General features: G+C 68.1%; 17 protein-coding genes. 7 read left to right on the top strand and 10 right to left on the bottom strand.

Going from position 1 to position 14,116, the window contains the following annotated elements; genetic code table 11:
- Positions 1 to 139: 139 nt before the first annotated feature.
- Entirely contained in the window at positions 140 to 1,237 is a 1,098-nt protein-coding gene (locus ACQKDV_RS13625; protein WP_427784324.1) for a Glu/Leu/Phe/Val dehydrogenase dimerization domain-containing protein, read from the bottom strand.
- Between the two features lie 274 nt (positions 1,238 to 1,511).
- Here ACQKDV_RS13625 and ACQKDV_RS13620 point away from each other — a divergent pair, with 274 nt between their 5' ends.
- A complete protein-coding gene (locus ACQKDV_RS13620) occupies positions 1,512 to 2,591 on the top strand; it encodes an HDOD domain-containing protein (protein ID WP_427784323.1) in 1,080 nt (359 codons plus the stop codon).
- A gap of 3 nt (positions 2,592 to 2,594) precedes the next feature.
- On the opposite strand, the gene ACQKDV_RS13615 is transcribed toward ACQKDV_RS13620, so the two are convergent.
- From ACQKDV_RS13615 to ACQKDV_RS13605, 3 genes are all read right to left on the bottom strand, one after another.
- Positions 2,595 to 4,139, bottom strand: coding sequence for a phospholipase D family protein (locus tag ACQKDV_RS13615; RefSeq protein ID WP_427784322.1), 1,545 nt, complete (start codon positions 4,137 to 4,139; stop codon positions 2,595 to 2,597).
- Between the two features lie 121 nt (positions 4,140 to 4,260).
- Complete coding sequence (locus ACQKDV_RS13610) at positions 4,261 to 4,959, bottom strand: RNA pseudouridine synthase (RefSeq protein ID WP_427784321.1); 699 nt, start codon at positions 4,957 to 4,959, stop codon at positions 4,261 to 4,263.
- A 46-nt stretch (positions 4,960 to 5,005) separates the two neighbouring features.
- A complete protein-coding gene (locus tag ACQKDV_RS13605) occupies positions 5,006 to 5,506 on the bottom strand; it encodes a M48 family metallopeptidase (RefSeq protein ID WP_427784319.1) in 501 nt (166 codons plus the stop codon).
- Positions 5,507 to 5,568: 62 nt separating this feature from the next.
- Here ACQKDV_RS13605 and ACQKDV_RS13600 point away from each other — a divergent pair, with 62 nt between their 5' ends.
- Positions 5,569 to 6,126 carry a DUF2058 domain-containing protein gene (locus ACQKDV_RS13600; protein WP_427784317.1) on the top strand — a complete coding sequence of 186 codons (558 nt, stop codon included), beginning with the start codon at positions 5,569 to 5,571 and terminating at the stop codon, positions 6,124 to 6,126.
- 171 nt (positions 6,127 to 6,297) lie between these two features.
- On the top strand, positions 6,298 to 6,564 hold the full coding sequence (locus ACQKDV_RS13595) for a DksA/TraR family C4-type zinc finger protein (RefSeq protein ID WP_427784315.1): 267 nt from the start codon (positions 6,298 to 6,300) through the stop codon (positions 6,562 to 6,564).
- Positions 6,565 to 6,963: 399 nt separating this feature from the next.
- Here ACQKDV_RS13595 and ACQKDV_RS13590 read toward each other — a convergent pair whose 3' ends face one another.
- Complete coding sequence (locus tag ACQKDV_RS13590) at positions 6,964 to 7,557, bottom strand: mechanosensitive ion channel family protein (protein ID WP_427784314.1); 594 nt, start codon at positions 7,555 to 7,557, stop codon at positions 6,964 to 6,966.
- 35 nt (positions 7,558 to 7,592) lie between these two features.
- Positions 7,593 to 7,772 carry a hypothetical protein gene (locus ACQKDV_RS13585; protein ID WP_427784312.1) on the bottom strand — a complete coding sequence of 60 codons (180 nt, stop codon included), beginning with the start codon at positions 7,770 to 7,772 and terminating at the stop codon, positions 7,593 to 7,595.
- A 127-nt stretch (positions 7,773 to 7,899) separates the two neighbouring features.
- Between ACQKDV_RS13585 and ACQKDV_RS13580 the strand changes: the two genes are divergently transcribed.
- Genes ACQKDV_RS13580 through ACQKDV_RS13570 form a run of 3 tightly spaced genes read left to right on the top strand, consistent with a single transcriptional unit; the run spans position 7,900 to position 9,904 of the window.
- Positions 7,900 to 8,478: an RNA polymerase sigma factor gene (locus ACQKDV_RS13580; RefSeq protein WP_427784310.1), complete on the top strand. Its 579-nt coding sequence runs from the start codon at positions 7,900 to 7,902 to the stop codon at positions 8,476 to 8,478.
- The gene (locus ACQKDV_RS13575) at positions 8,475 to 9,014 is read left to right on the top strand and encodes a hypothetical protein (RefSeq protein WP_427784308.1); all 540 of its coding nucleotides are present in this window, start codon (positions 8,475 to 8,477) and stop codon (positions 9,012 to 9,014) included. Before ACQKDV_RS13580 ends, ACQKDV_RS13575 begins: the two co-directional genes overlap by 4 nt.
- An 11-nt stretch (positions 9,015 to 9,025) precedes the next feature.
- A complete protein-coding gene (locus ACQKDV_RS13570; protein ID WP_427784307.1) occupies positions 9,026 to 9,904 on the top strand; it encodes a DUF4097 family beta strand repeat-containing protein in 879 nt (292 codons plus the stop codon).
- A 49-nt stretch (positions 9,905 to 9,953) separates the two neighbouring features.
- On the opposite strand, the gene ACQKDV_RS13565 is transcribed toward ACQKDV_RS13570, so the two are convergent.
- The 3 genes from ACQKDV_RS13565 to ACQKDV_RS13555 form a co-directional block, all read right to left on the bottom strand.
- A complete protein-coding gene (locus ACQKDV_RS13565; protein ID WP_108765867.1) occupies positions 9,954 to 10,136 on the bottom strand; it encodes a hypothetical protein in 183 nt (60 codons plus the stop codon).
- Positions 10,137 to 10,147: 11 nt separating this feature from the next.
- On the bottom strand, positions 10,148 to 10,441 hold the full coding sequence (locus tag ACQKDV_RS13560) for a YkgJ family cysteine cluster protein (RefSeq protein ID WP_427784326.1): 294 nt from the start codon (positions 10,439 to 10,441) through the stop codon (positions 10,148 to 10,150).
- Positions 10,442 to 10,669: 228 nt separating this feature from the next.
- Positions 10,670 to 12,031, bottom strand: a complete 1,362-nt coding sequence (locus ACQKDV_RS13555; protein ID WP_427784305.1) for an Hsp70 family protein — start codon at positions 12,029 to 12,031, stop codon at positions 10,670 to 10,672.
- Positions 12,032 to 12,333: 302 nt separating this feature from the next.
- On the opposite strand from ACQKDV_RS13555, the gene ACQKDV_RS13550 reads away from it, so the two are divergent.
- Entirely contained in the window at positions 12,334 to 12,669 is a 336-nt protein-coding gene (locus tag ACQKDV_RS13550) for a zinc ribbon domain-containing protein YjdM (RefSeq protein WP_427784303.1), read from the top strand.
- Positions 12,670 to 12,676: 7 nt separating this feature from the next.
- On the opposite strand, the gene ACQKDV_RS13545 is transcribed toward ACQKDV_RS13550, so the two are convergent.
- Positions 12,677 to 13,828, bottom strand: coding sequence for a transglutaminase domain-containing protein (locus ACQKDV_RS13545; protein WP_427784301.1), 1,152 nt, complete (start codon positions 13,826 to 13,828; stop codon positions 12,677 to 12,679).
- Positions 13,829 to 14,116 lie beyond the last annotated feature (288 nt).

The raw sequence follows: 14,116 nt of genomic DNA, 5'->3' as shown, positions 1-14,116 counted from the left end.
GAGGCTCTACCCCGGGTTTTTGTGTGGGGGGGGCGGGCGGGGGGGGGGCGTGGGGGGGGGGGGGGCGGGGGGGCGCCCCCCCCCCCCCCCTGGGGGCCCCCCCCCCCCCCCCGCCACTACCTGACCGCGCGACCCGCGATCAACTGCCGCGCAGGTTGCCCAGGCGCGGGGTGCTGCGGCCCAGCGGCATCTTCAGCTTGCCGATGGACAGGATGCGTGCTTCGGCGATGCGGTCCGCCGCGCGCTGCGGCGCGACGTTCTCGCGCTGCGACAGCTCGAAGATGCGGGTGAGGTTGTGGTAGATGCTGCGGATCAGGCGCATCGCGCGCTCGCGGTTGTAGCCGTCGATCTCCAGCGAGACGTTCATCACGCCACCGGCGTTGACCGCGTAGTCGGGCGCGTACAGGATGCCGCGCGCATGCAGTTCGTCGCCGATTTCCAGGCTGGAGAGCTGGTTGTTGGCGGTGCCGCAGATGATCTTCGCCTTGATGCGCGGCAGGGTGTCGGCATTGATAGCACTTTCCAGCGCGCACGGGGCGAACACGTCGGCATTGACCTCGTGGATCTCGTCCGGCTTGACCGCCTCGGCACCGAAATCGCTGACCGCCCGATCAACCAGGCTGCTGTCCAGGTCGGTCACGTACAGCTTGGCGCCGCGGTCGCGCAGCAGCTTCACCAGTTCCATGCCGATGTGGCCCAGGCCCTGCACGGCGATGCTGGTCTTGCCCACTTCCTCGTGGCCGAACTTGAAGCGCAGCGAGGCCATCAGCGCCTGCAGGGCGCCATAGGCGGTGAACGGGGCCGGGTCGCCCGAGCCGCCGTGGACCTGGTGCACGCCGGTCACGAACTGGCTTTCCAGGTAGATGTTTTCCATGTCGTTGACATCGGTGCCGACGTCTTCGGCGGTGATGTAGCGCCCGCCCAGCGAATCAACGTAGCGGCCAAAGGCTCGGAACAGCACCTCGGTCTTGTCCACCTTCGGGTCACCGATGATCACCGCTTTGCCGCCACCGACATTGAGGCCGGCCAGTGCATTCTTGTAGGTCATCGTCCGGCTCAACCGCAGCACATCGGCCAGCGCCTCGTCGGTGCTGGCGTAGGGGCGCATGCGAACACCGCCCAAGGCCGGGCCCAGGGTGGTGTTGTGGATGGCGATGATCGCCTGCAGACCGGCATCGTGGTTGTGGCAGAACACCACCTGTTCGTGGCCGGTGGTGGCGAGGGTTTCAAAAAGCATGGCATCTCCGATGGCGCGATCAGCAGCGAACTGCCGCGAACTGCCAATGAACGGTAGGGTCCCAAAACAAAAAAAGCGACGTCGTCTTGGCTGGGGGACGGGTCGCGCGGCGCCATTCTAGTCCATTCCCCCGGTCTCTGCCGTGCAGGCCGGAGCGGTCCGGATTAAAGAAGATGAAAGTGCGGCCGATGCAGCCTCGACGGCAGGTGGCCGATGTGAAGAGCGCGCAGGGGCAGTCAGTGGCAGCAGCAGTGCAACGACAGGGCCGACCCGGATGATGCCGGCCTGGTGGCAAACGCTGGTGGGATGGGTGTTCCGGCAGGTTGGCACCGATCCTGCGGGGCTGGCAGCGGCGCCGCGGCAGGCCGTGGCCGCGGCGGCGGCCAGCCTGCAGGGCGAGACGATGCCGCCGGCGGAGGTGGCAGCCCACCTGCAGCGCGGTCTGCATGCGCTGGCGCTGCACCCGCATCTTGCCGGCCTGCCGGAAAACGTGGGTGCCTCTGCGCTGGCCGAGGCCGTGGACCGCGCCCTGCAGGACCGCGACTGGGCGACCCGGCAGCTGCCGCGGCGTCCGCAGCTGTTGCCGCAGCTTATCCAGACGGTCAATGACGACGTGGCCTCGGCACGGGTGATGGCCACGATCATCGGCCAGGACCCGGTGTTGACCGGCAACCTGCTGCGCATCGCCAACAGCCCGGTCTACAAAGTGCACGAGCGGCCGGTGGACAGCCTGCAGCGCGCGGTGACCCTGGTCGGCACCGAAGGCGTGCGGCAGATCATCAGCGCGGTGCTGGTGCAGCCGGTGATGGACGTGCAGTGCGAGGCCTTTCCGCAGTTCAGCGCCATCATCTGGGAACACGCGCTGCTGGCCTCGCGGGCGGCCGCCGATCACGCACGCACGGTCACCTTCGGTGATGCCTTCGCCGCGCAGTGGCTGGGGCTGGTGCAGGGCCTGGGTGCGGCGCTGGTGATGCGCCAGCTGCTGCAGGAAGCGCAGGCACGCGGTGAGGTCGTGGAGCCGGCGCTGGCCCTGGATCTGCTGCAGCGCTGGTCATTGCCGCTGGCACAGCGCGTGGCCGCGGCCTGGGACCTTCCCGAGCCGGTGCACCACGCATTGGCCGCCGACGCCGAAGGGTCGCTGGCCGACAGCCTGCGGCTGGGCAGCGCGGCCGCAGCGGCCAGCCTGCTGTGCCGGCATGGCCATGGCCCGCAGGCGCGCATGCTGGCGCTGCTTGAGCAGCTGCCCTCGGCGCCACCGCACGCGCTGCGCTGGATCTGGCGGCGCCTGCACGGGCGCAACGTGGAAACCCTCGATGAAGCCATGCATGACGCCCACGGCGGCATGCGGGCGTGAGCGCTACAGCTGCGATTCCAACGGAAGCCAGCTGATCACGCGGGCGGTGAGGCGCTTGCCCGGGCTGCTGCCGGGTTCGCGGCCCACCCAATGCGGCGGGGGGTGCCGTTCCAGCCAGCGCAGCTCATCGTCCGGGCCCAGTGCCAGCCACCAGCTGTGCAGCGGGTCGGCCAGGCGCAGGTACTCGCCGCGCAGCCGCGCGCCCAGCACCGGGTCGTCGAACAGCACGCCCATTTCGGTGTTGAGGTAGGCCGAGCGGGGGTCGAGGTTGAACGAACCAACGAAGCCGCGGCGGTCGTCGATGACAAAAGCTTTGGTGTGCAGGCTGGCGCCACTGCTGCCGAACAGGCTGGATTGGCCGGGGTTGCCATGCGCCTTCAGTTCGTACAGCTGTACGCCGGCCTTCAGCAGCGGCACCCGGTAGCCCATGTAGCCGCCGTGCACGGCCGCCACATCGTTGGCGGCCAGTGAATTGGTGACCACGCTGACCTGGGCGCCGCGCGCGGCCATCGCCGACAGGCCGCGCAGCCCTTCGTCGCCCGGGACGAAGTAGGGTGAGACCAGCAGCGCGGCATGGCGGGTGGACTGCAGCTGCTCTGCCAGTGCGCTGACCAGCCAGCCATCGCGCGCATCGTGGCGATGCTTCATCGGCGGGTCGGACAGGATGCGCACCTGGGCGCTCCAGTGCAGCGGGTCCGGTCCCGGCTGGCGCAAGGCATGCGAATCGGCGACCCGCTGCAGGTAGGGGCGTGCCTTTTCATGCAGGGCATCCCGGTCGGACTGGCGTACCAGCGCACGCAGCTGGGCATCGGTGTAGGTGGCCAGTGCGCCGATCGGAATGGCCGTGTCACTGTTCCAGTAGTCATCGAAGATGCGGTTGGCCTGTTCCACCGCAGGCCCGGCCACCACCAGGTCCAGGTCCTGGAAGTTCACGTCGTCGCGCGCGCTGAAGTATTCCTCGCCGATGTTGCGGCCACCGACGATGGCCACGCGGCCGTCGGCGATCCAGCTCTTGTTGTGCATGCGGTGGTTGACGCTGAAGGCGCGCTGGATCATTTCCAGCGTGCGGGCGATGCCGCTGCGGTTGCGGAACGGGTTGTAGAGGCGGATCTCGATGTTGGTGTGTGCATCGAGCGCCATCATCAGCGCGTCCTTGTCCTTGGCGTTCATGTCATCGAGCAGGATGCGCACGCGCACGCCACGTTCGGCCGCGTCGTACAACGCCTTGGCCATCAGGTGGCCCACCAGGTCGTCGTGCCAGATGTAGTACTGCAGATCCAGGCTGCGCCCGGCCTGTTCGGTGATCTTCGCGCGGGCAGCGAACGCATCCATGCCATCGCTGAGGAAGGCGACACCCGACTGCCCGGGATGGGCCGCCTGCTCGGGCACCAGTTGGCGGTCGATGGCGGTCTGCGCCGGTTGCAGCGGCAGCACATGCGAGGGCGTGCCCCGTGCCTGCGGGGTGAGATGGTCGGCCAGCAGCAGGCCGGAAAGCACCAGCAGCACCAGCGCAGCAACGATGATGGCAACGATACGCAGCAGGCTCATGCCACCATGCTAGTAGATCCACGCCATGCGTGGATGGCGTTTCGGGCACGGTCACGCCATGCGTGGATGGCGCTTGTGGGGTCAGAGCCCTTGCCTGCGGCAAGGGATCCGACCCCGCACCTCAGAACCGCTCGTCGCTGCCCAGGTAACGCCACTGCCCCGGCGGCAACGGCCCCAGTGCCACACGGCCGATGCGCAGGCGGCGAACCGCAGCCACCTGCAGCCCGGCGTTGCCCACTGCCGTCCGCAGGCCCTTGGCCGTCAGCCCCTTGCCGGCAAAGCGCAGGCGCTGCTCGTTCTGCCAGCTGACCTTGGCCCCGCCGGATTCGTGCTGCAGCCGCGCCAGCAGCCATGGGCCGCGCTCGGGGCCGCCTTCGGCCACTTCCACCAGGTATTCCTGTTCGGTGCGGCCGAGGTTGCGCTGCAGGTGGGCGAGGGTGGCCGGATCCTGGCTGACCACCACCAGGCCGCTGTCGGCCGCCGGCAGCGCCGCGCCCAGCTGCAGCCCATGGAAGTGACGCTGCAGCGGTCGGATGCCGCTGGCATCCAGTTCGCTGCGGGTGGCGCTGCTGACCAGCGCGCACAGCGTCTCGGCGGCGACGCTGGCCGGCTTGTGCAGCAGCATGGTGACCCGCTCGGCCTTGCTGTCTTCAGCCTGTTCGGCCACCACGATCACCGCGTGCTCATCGACCGGGCGCTGCGGCTGTTCGACCACGTCGCCGTCGACGCTGACCCAGCCGCCTTCGATGTAGCGGCGTGCTTCGCCGCGCGGGATGCCGAGCAGGGCGGACAGGCGTTTGTCGAGGCGGATCGGTTCCATGGCGGGCAGGTCGGTCAGGGGCGCGCAGTGTAGCCGCTGCGGCCGGTCAGCGTTGGCCGCGGTGGCTCAGCTCGGTCAGGTACAGGCGGGTATCGAACTCCAGCTGCAGGTAGTCCGGCTCCATGTGCTGGCACAACTGGTAGAAGGCCTTGTTGTGGTCGGCCTCCTTCAGATGCGCAAGCTCGTGCACCACGATCATGCGCAGGAAGGCCGCCGGGGCCTGGCGGAACACGGTGGCGATGCGGATCTCGCGGCTGGCCTTGAGGCGCCCACCGTGCACGCGGGAAATGGCGGTATGGGTACCCAGCGCGTGCTTGATGACTTCCAGCGTGTTGTCGTAGCAGACCTTGTTGAGCGGGACCGACTTGCGTAGGTAACGGTCCTTCAGGTCCTGGGTGTAGTCATACAGCTGGCGGTCGCTGCGCACCTCGTGCGGGTCGGGGTAGCGCTGCTGCAGCCAGGGGCCGAGCTTGCCCTGGGCCAGCAGTTCGCTGACTTGGGCGACCAGGGGCTCGGGATAGCCGGTGAGGTACTTCAGGACAGCCATGCAGGGGCGGCGGTGCGTCGGTAGAATGGGGCATCCAAGATTACACGCGGTACGCAACGACCATGGCAAAGCCCAACGCGCTGCAGGAACAATTGCTCAAGGCCGGCCTGGCCAGGAAGTCGCAGGCCAGCGCCGCCGCGAGCGCGCAGGCCAAGGCCCGCCAGGGCAAGGCCGCATCGACATCGGCCGATGTCCAGCGCGAGGCTGAACGCGCCCGTGCCGAGAAGGTTGAACGTGACCGCGCGCTGGCCGCCGAGCGCAACGCCCTGACCAGGCAGGCTGAACAGAAGGCGCAGGCGAAGCAGATCATCACGGCCCACGCCGTGCCCCACAAGGGCGATGATGAGTACCGCTTCAGCGATGGCGCGGCGATCCGCACCCTGTTGATCGATCCCAAGCTGCGCAAGGCGCTGTCGGTGGGTGTGCTGGTCATCGTGGCCAACGGCGAAGGCTATGCGCTGCTGCCGCGGGCCGCCGCCGAGAAGGTGCGCGAACGCGCCCCCGAGGCCATCATCGTCGACCACGGCCAGCCGGGCTCGACCGCCGGAATTTCCACCGGCAACGCCGAGGACGATGCCTATTACGCCCAGTTCCAGGTCCCCGACGACCTGGTCTGGTAACACCAGGAAGGGGACGGAGGGGATTAAGTCGCAATCGGCCTGATCGAACCCCGTCAGCCTTCCCTCAGCTTGCTGAAGCCCCGCCGAGCATGGCTCGGCGCTACAGGAAGGCGTTCCTTTTTCGGGGGTGTATCGTCGCCATATCAGGTGACACACCTGCGGAGGATGGCCATGGCCACCGGTTGGGCGGGAGACGGCGCGGTCCAGGACCAGATCGACGCCACCGTGGACGATGCGATTGCCCGCGCGCGGCGCCAGCTGCGCCGAGGGCCGGGTCTTGAACACTGCGAGGAATGCGGCGCGCCGATTCCGTTGGCGCGACGGCAGGCCGTGCCCGGCGTCCGCTTGTGCGTGGCCTGCCAGCAGGCGCTGGATGACGACGAGCAGGCGCATGCCGGCTACAACCGCCGCGGCAGCAAGGACAGCCAGCTGAGGTAAGGGAGTGTTTATTGCAGGGCTGCGCCCTGTACCCGCGCAATGCAACGGCAAGAGCCAAGGCAAGAGCGGCATTCCGTGGGATGGCGGGGCACGGTGGGTTTGCGGAGACGGCGTAAATACGTCCCTGTAGCCTTGGTCGCGCCATCCATGGCGCTCACACCCCGCAAACCCACCGTGCCCCGCCTTCGACAGGTTCACGGCGGCCAGTAGATCCACGCCGTGCGTGGATGAACCTCAATCCGAATCGAATATCTCGAACTGAATTCGAAAACCATCCACGCATGGCGTGGATCTACTGTCGACCAAGGTCGGCACCCACCCCGCCATCCCACGGAAAGCCCGCTTTTGACGTTGACGTCTGCGGGTGCAGGGCTGCAAGCCCTGCAAAGACTCCCCCCCTCAGCCGTCGCCCTGGATGCCACCCGGGGCATGCGAAGGATCGCGCCAGCGCCGCACCGTGCGCTGGAAAAACAGGTTGTTCGGCAGCTGCAGCACCGTGTCCTCGTGGCCATTGCCGGTTTCCTGCAGCGTCGTGTAGATCAGGTTCACATCGATCACCCGCCCCTTCAGGCCCGGCTTCTCGCCGTTCTCCAGCACCTCGATATAGTCATGAAGGCGGAACGGGCGCGTGGTGAAGATCAGCAGTGTGCAGAAGATGTTGGACAGCACGCTCCATGCCGCGAAGAACGCCACCGCGCCGACGGCGGCAAACCCGGTGAAGGCGGTCCACAGCACCGAGGGCGAGGTACCCAGCAGGCTGAGGATGTACAGCAGCGCGCTGAAATAGACCACGAAGCTGGTGATCCGGCGCGCGCCCATCGCCATCTCCGGCGGCAGGGTGTAGTGCTCGGCGAAGCGGCGGATCAGGCGGCGGGCCAGCACCCGCAGCAGCCAGGCGACCGCCAGTACCAGCACGATCTGCAGGGCAACACCGATGTCGTGCAGCCAAGGGTGGCTCCAGGCGGGCAGGTGATCTTTCAGCGACAACATCATGGGACGACAACACGTGGCGGTAACGGCCCTTGATGTTACCCGTCGATTGCCGGGGTTTCGACCGGATCCGGCCATGCCAGGCAGACCAGCGCCTTGCGATGGTGCTGCAGGCAGGCCTGATCGCTGTCGCCGCGCAGTTGCAGTGACAGGTCCAGTGCCTGCAGCACGACGCAGGCGACGATCACCAGGACGGCGGCGCAGGAGGAACTGGACATGGCAGGGCTCCGGGGGGGCTGTTTTCAACACGGACCCTGCATGGATGCGGCCAGCGCCAAAAAGGTTGCATGGCGGCCGCCGTCAACCGGCCTTAAACCTTTTTCCGGGTCGCCGCATCCAAGCGATATGCTCGACACGACCATGCCCGCGCCGCCCGCTGCCAACGATGCTGCCGACGAACCAGCTCTGGTGCGGGCGGCGGCGGCCGGCGACATGGCCGCCTACGAACAGCTGTACCGGCGCCATTCACCGCGCGTGTTCGCCGTGCTGTGGCGCTTGTGTGGCGGGGAGCAGGCGCGCGCCGAGGATGCGCTGCAGGAAGCCTTCCTGCAGGCCTGGAAGGCGCTGCCGGGGTTCCGTTCTGAAAGCAGCCTGTCCACCTGGCTGCACCGGCTGGGGGTGAACGCGGCACTGATGGAACTGCGGGGCCGCGCCGCCGGGCAGGACCACGACAGCCTGGAGGATGTCGACGACGGCCTGCAGGCGCTGGCCGTGCACGACCGGTGCGCCGGCACCGAGCGCGATCTGGAGCGCGCGCTGGCGACCCTGCCGCCCCGCGCCCGTGCGGTGCTGGTGCTGCACGACATCGAAGGATGGAAACACCACGAAATCGCCGAACAGCTGCAGATGGCCGTCGGCAGTTCCAAAGCACAGTTGCACCGCGCGCGGGGTCTGTTGCGCGCGCGTCTGGGAGACATGTCATGAGTACCCACGAATTCGATCACGACCACGACCACGCGCTGCAGGCGCGGCTGCGGGCACTGCCCGACCAGCGCATGCCACCGGCCGATGGCTGGGCACGGCTGGCCGCGCAGTTGCCGCCGCGCGAGGCGGCGCCGCTAGCGGCGGCAACTGCAGACAACGTGGTTGCCCTGCCGCGGCGCCGCCATCGCGGCTGGTTGCCGTTGGGCGCGGCGTTGGCCGCCAGCCTGGCGTTCTATGCGGTGGCCCCCTGGCGGCACGCACCGGTAGAAGCCCCCGCGGCGACGACCCTGCAACTGCAGGCCGCCGTGATGACCGAGGAATACCAGCAGGCCGTGGCATCGCTGCCGGGTGGCCGTGCGCCGGCATGGCAGCCGGCGCTGCACGAACTGGATGAAAGTGCGGCACAGATCCGTGCCGCGCTGGCGCAGGATCCGCGCGCACCGCACCTGCTTGGACAGCTCAAGCGTACCTACACGCTGCGGCTGGAATTGACCCGGCAGGCGGCCCAGGCCGCCGCGGCCGGAACGACAACCTGAGGAGACACTCCATGCGAACCCTTTTCCCGCTCTGCGCTGCATTGCTGCTGCTGCCGTCGATGGCCCTGGCCGACACGCGCGTCGATGAGCGCCACACGCTGTCCAGCGGCGGCCGCATCGAACTGAGCAATGTGGCCGGCAAGGTCACCGTACGCGGCTGGGACCGCAACGAGGTGCAGCTGACCGGCAGCCTCAGCGATGGCCTGCAGCTGCGCCAGGAAAAGAGCGCCAACCGTGTGCGCTGGGAAGTGGAGTATCCGCGCCGCCACAACAATGGCGGTGCCACCCTGGTGCTGAACGTGCCGCGGGCTTCGGAGCTGCTGCTCAGCACGGTCAGTGCCGACCAGGACATCAGCGGCATCGATGTGCGCCGCCTGCAGGCCGGTACGGTCAGTGGCAACCTCAACGCGGCCGGGCGCAGTGGCGACAGCAAGCTCAACACGGTCAGCGGCGATGTCATCGCCAAGCTGCAGACGCCGCGCCTGGACGTGAACACGGTCAGTGGCCGCATCGAGGCCGGTGGCGGCGTATCGGGCGATATCGACGCGCAGACGGTGTCCGGGCGGGTGGGGGTGGATGCAGGCCGGATCCAGCGCCTGGCGGTGGAGACCGTCTCCGGTGGCATCGATCTGTCCGCTGCCGGGCTGGCCCCAGGCGGCCGCATCAACGTCGAATCGGTCAGTGCGTCGGTCAACCTGCGGTTGCCTGCCAAGGTCTCGGCACAGCTGTCAGTGAACAGCTTCTCCGGCTCGATCAACAGTGATGCCGGTACCGTTGAACGGCCGCGTTATGGTCCGGGCAGGAGCCTGGACGCGAAGCTGGGCAGCGGTGACGGTGATATCCGCATCGAGTCGCATTCGGGCAGCGTGCGGGTGCGCCTGGACCGTTGAGATGCGGTCCGGCAGGCCGCGGCGGCAATGCCGCCGCGGTCAGGGGAGGTCAGCTGGCTTTCTTCAGCGACCAGGTGGTGCCAAGCACTTCGATCTTGCCACCACTCTTGCGGAACGCGGCCAGATCGGACGCAATCGAATCGCTGCTGACCGTGGTGCTGGCGGCCGCGCCCTTGCGTTCGCTGCGGATGCTGTTGGTAGCCTTCGCGGGGGTCTTTGCCTTGCGGGGCATGGTTGCTCCTGTCAGGTGGATGGGGAGGAAAGCGACCAGGCATCGGCCTGGCGCAGGTAATCCTGCCGCTCGCGGCGGCAGTCATCGCCGCCCATCGAGAACTGGCGGCAGATCGCCGGGCGCTGCGGATAGATCGTGCAGCGCAGGTGATAGGGATCGATCGCCGCGCACCAGCCCTCATCATTGCGCGCCATCACGGCGCGGCCGTGCCTGTCGCGCGAGGTATACTGGCGGGGCACGTCGTCGCCGGCCTGCAGCAGCACGGGCAACCGGCAACAGACCGCGTCACAACGGCGGCAGTCGATGGGTGCAGGTGCTTCTTCAGGTTGTGCGGCCACAGGGGCCAGGCGGGTGCCCAAAGCGGGTCTCGATGGCGGCTCGGGTAGTACGCGGACCATGAACGAGCCAGAAGGCATGGCCGCAAGACCCGCTGGGCGGGCCGGGCCATACCCGGGGACACACACCGGCGTAGCCGGTGGAAGGTAGAGCCCTATCAAGCCTGCCGAGGGTAGCAAACTCCGCGTAACGTTTTGTTAATCCCGGCTGGCTGCCGCCAGCGCCAGGCCCTGGACCACGCCCAGTGAAGGCTCGCCATTGACCATGCGGGCGCCGGGGAATGCCTCGGCGGCGGCCTGCCGCAGGTAGCCGGCGCGGGACATGCCGCCGGTCAGGAACACCGCATCGGGGTCGCCGCCGATGTCGCTGCGGACCTGGGCCAGCAGCTCGCGGATCTGGGTCAGGTAGCCGGATGCGGCGGTGGCCAGGCCTTCGGTGCTGCTGTCGGCATGCAGGTCGCGGGCGATGTAGTCCAGCGTGCTGCGGTGGCTGGCGCTGCTGCTCAGGGCGATCTTGGCCCGCTCGACGTCGCGGTACAGGCGCGCGGTGTTGCCGGTGTCCTGCAGCGCCTGCAGGCGCGAGCCGTACGGTTCGTCGACATGGTCGTACGTGTGCTGGCGGAAGTCGCGCTGGCGGGTCATGTCCTGCACCGTGGCCGCTTCCACGTAGTGGTGGGCGGGCACGCGGGTGATGCCGCGACCGAACAGCGGCATGTAGCTGGACAGGCTCAGCGCCAGGTCGATGTCGGTACCGCCGCGGGCGATACCCCAGGCGCGGTGGATGCGCGGAGCGGCATCGCCGCCCACTTCGGCGTGTGCGATATCGGTGGTGCCGCCGCCGATGTCGACGATCACCGCCTGGTGCCGCTCGCGGCTTTCGGCGTGGTAATGCATGGCCGCCGCAGCGGGTTCCTCGAGGAAATCGATCTGGTCGAAGCCGGCCTGGGTGGCGGCCTCGCGCAGGATGTCCAGCGCCTGGTCGTTGCCGGCCGCACCGATCGAACTGCGGAACTGCACCGGACGGCCAAGCAGGGCCGCGCGCAGCGGTTGGCCGAGCTGGGCACTGGCGGTCAGGCGGATATGTTCGAGGATGTGCGCGGCGATGCCGGTGATGGTCTGCCGTGCGCGCGGGTGCAGGTTATAGCCGAGCATCGACTTCGGGCTCTGCACCAGGTTGCCTTCGTGTTCCTCGAAATAGGCTTCCAGCGCGTCGTCGCCGTAGATGGCGTTCTGCAGCAGGTCGCTGGCGCTGCGCTCCTTGCCGGCGCGGGCCTCCATCCATTCGCGGCGCAGGGCGCGCAGGGCTTCGCGGCGCAGGGCCTGCGGGGTGCGCTCCTGGCCGGCGGCGCGGGCGGCACGTGCGGCGCTGTCGATCATCTGCTGCAGTTCGTGTTCCTGGCCGGCATCGAGCTGGAAGTTGTCCGGATCGGGTACCACGCCGGGGAAATACACGCTGGTGCGGAACTGTTCGGCGTCGCCGAAGCGGATCGGCAGCAGCTGTCCGTCACGGACGATGGCGGCGGCGGAGTTGCTGGTACCGAAGTCGATGCCAAGGCGCATGGGGCGGTCCGGGGGCGAGCGGGGGCCGCGCACTCTGCTGCAGTTCGGGTCTTCCTGCAAGTTCCTGTTGGCTTCGGGTGGGTTCAGCGCCTCCCTGGATCGCTCGGGCGGCGCGGGGAGGGGCGGACGGGACACGCGGTAAATACGTCCATGTAGCTCGTAGGCGCCGTCCTTGGCGCCTACGGTCCCGTCCGCCCCTCCGCCTCAAACCGATATCAATCGAAGCGCCGCACGCGGGAAAAATGAGCAGAACCATCAGCCGGTTACAATGCCGACTGTTGATCATTTTGAGGTACTTGCTGATGTCTTCCGCTCCCGCTTGCCCGCAGTGCACCCTGGAAAACACCTATGCCGATGGCGCGCTGTGGATCTGCGCCGACTGCGGTTTCGAGTGGACCGCCGAAGAAGGCGCCGGCTCGACCGTGGTCGTGCGGGACAGCAACGGCAACACCCTGCAGGCCGGCGATACGGTCACCGTCATCAAGGACCTGAAGGTCAAGGGCTCATCCATCCCGCTGAAGCAGGGCACCGTCATCCGCAACATCCGCCTGGTCGAAGACGATGCCGAGCACATCGAAGGCAACTCGGACAAGATCAAGGGCCTGGTGCTGAAGACCTGCTTCCTCAAGAAGGCCTGAGCCGGCATCAACGCCTGGCCTGCTGCGTGCGCAGACGGGCCAGGCCGTCCAGCTTGGCCTGGTAGCGCTGCGCGTTGCTGCTGCCACCCAGTGCGCGTGCCCGCATCAGTTCGTGGTCGGCCCGGGCCATCTGGCCACTGAGGAAGTACACGCGCGCCAGCCCGAAGTGGAACTGGTGCGCGTTGCCATACAGCTGCACCGCACGCCGGTAGTGGCGGATGGCCGTGGCCAGATCGCCGCTGCGTTCCGCGTTGGCACCGGCCATGTACTGTGCGAATGGATCATCGCGCTGCACCGATTCCAGGCGCCGCTCCAGCGCCTGCGCCTGCGCGAGCAGGCCCAGACGGCGGTACAGCACGCTGGCGTTGGTCAGCGCCGAGTCCCCGCGGGCGTCCAGTCTCAGCGACGTTTCCAGTGCCGCACGCGCGCCGGCCAGATCGCCCTGGCGACTGTCCAGCACACCCAGGTTGTTCCAGGTGGGCGCAAAATCCGGCGCCTGCACCAGCGCGGCGCTGAAGAACGCGCGCGCGCCCAGGCTGTCGCCGACGGTCATCCGCTCGGCCCCGCGGTTGTTGTAGAAATGTGCAAGTGCCCGCCTGAGGCTGATCGGCTGTGGGCCGCGCCGGTCATACAGGATGTTGCGGTCCAGATCGACGGTGCCGCTGCGCCCGTCCACCTGCACGCCCACGTTGACGTGGCCCACGCTGTAGACCACGCCCTGGTTCTGGTCCTGGTACCAGGACACCACGCGGTCCACTTCCTGCACGCGGGCCGGGATGCCGGCCTCGTGCGCCAGCGTGGCAAACAGCAACGTGAACGCGAGGCAGTTGGCCCGCCGCGTCTGCCAGATTTCCGGGAGCGTGTAGGTTGCAAGGGGGTCGTACTGCAGGTCCAGCGCCTGCGCGCCGAAGATCATTTCGACCAGTGCCTGCAGGCGTTGCTCGCGGCCGCTGTGGCGGGCGATCACCCGTTCCTGAAGCATCTTCCGCAGTGGCGGTGGAATGGCCAGCACCTGCTCTGGCGTCGGTGTGTCGGCCATCGCAGGCGTGATGGCCGGCGCCACGTAGGAGGCAGGTGGCGGCGCATCCTGGGCCACGGCGTTCGCCACGCCGGTGGCAGCCAGCAATGAAGCAAGGCAACAAGCGGCAACACGGCACATGGCGGTTTCCTGCGGCGGCGGGTAGTCCCGCCTGCCGCAGTGTAGGCCCGTGCGGGTGCCCCCGGCATCGACCATGGGGCGGCCGAGCGCATTCATCCACACGTGGTGTGGACCATCCTTCGGCAAAGCTGTGGACAACCTCGCGCCAGCCTTGCCCGGCAAGCGATGTGAGTGCCTGGTGAAAAACTGTCCAGCTTGCCCGCAGCCGCCAGCGGCGGGATGATCGCCGCATGGATTTCGCCCCGATCCCGCTTGCACCGGCGCAGTGGCAGACGCTGCAGGATGCCT

The sequence above is a fragment of the Stenotrophomonas sp. NPDC077659 genome, assembly GCF_050268705.1.
Taxonomy (GTDB): Bacteria; Pseudomonadota; Gammaproteobacteria; order Xanthomonadales; family Xanthomonadaceae; genus Stenotrophomonas.
The sequence above is the reverse complement of the archived record's forward strand: the minus strand, read 5'-3'. Positions and strand labels throughout refer to the sequence as shown.

Coding starts and splice junctions, on each gene's coding strand:
- ACQKDV_RS13570 (WP_427784307.1), top strand. CDS start 9,026: ATGCGAACCCTTTTCCCGCTCTGCGCTGCATTGCTGCTGCTGCCGTCG.
- ACQKDV_RS13615 (WP_427784322.1), bottom strand. CDS start 4,139: ATGAGCCTGCTGCGTATCGTTGCCATCATCGTTGCTGCGCTGGTGCTG.
- ACQKDV_RS13545 (WP_427784301.1), bottom strand. CDS start 13,828: ATGTGCCGTGTTGCCGCTTGTTGCCTTGCTTCATTGCTGGCTGCCACC.
- ACQKDV_RS13595 (WP_427784315.1), top strand. CDS start 6,298: ATGGCCACCGGTTGGGCGGGAGACGGCGCGGTCCAGGACCAGATCGAC.
- ACQKDV_RS13590 (WP_427784314.1), bottom strand. CDS start 7,557: ATGATGTTGTCGCTGAAAGATCACCTGCCCGCCTGGAGCCACCCTTGG.
- ACQKDV_RS13600 (WP_427784317.1), top strand. CDS start 5,569: ATGGCAAAGCCCAACGCGCTGCAGGAACAATTGCTCAAGGCCGGCCTG.
- ACQKDV_RS13575 (WP_427784308.1), top strand. CDS start 8,475: ATGAGTACCCACGAATTCGATCACGACCACGACCACGCGCTGCAGGCG.
- ACQKDV_RS13550 (WP_427784303.1), top strand. CDS start 12,334: ATGTCTTCCGCTCCCGCTTGCCCGCAGTGCACCCTGGAAAACACCTAT.
- ACQKDV_RS13555 (WP_427784305.1), bottom strand. CDS start 12,031: ATGCGCCTTGGCATCGACTTCGGTACCAGCAACTCCGCCGCCGCCATC.
- ACQKDV_RS13580 (WP_427784310.1), top strand. CDS start 7,900: ATGCTCGACACGACCATGCCCGCGCCGCCCGCTGCCAACGATGCTGCC.
- ACQKDV_RS13605 (WP_427784319.1), bottom strand. CDS start 5,506: ATGGCTGTCCTGAAGTACCTCACCGGCTATCCCGAGCCCCTGGTCGCC.
- ACQKDV_RS13625 (WP_427784324.1), bottom strand. CDS start 1,237: ATGCTTTTTGAAACCCTCGCCACCACCGGCCACGAACAGGTGGTGTTC.
- ACQKDV_RS13620 (WP_427784323.1), top strand. CDS start 1,512: ATGATGCCGGCCTGGTGGCAAACGCTGGTGGGATGGGTGTTCCGGCAG.
- ACQKDV_RS13610 (WP_427784321.1), bottom strand. CDS start 4,959: ATGGAACCGATCCGCCTCGACAAACGCCTGTCCGCCCTGCTCGGCATC.
- ACQKDV_RS13585 (WP_427784312.1), bottom strand. CDS start 7,772: ATGTCCAGTTCCTCCTGCGCCGCCGTCCTGGTGATCGTCGCCTGCGTC.
- ACQKDV_RS13565 (WP_108765867.1), bottom strand. CDS start 10,136: ATGCCCCGCAAGGCAAAGACCCCCGCGAAGGCTACCAACAGCATCCGC.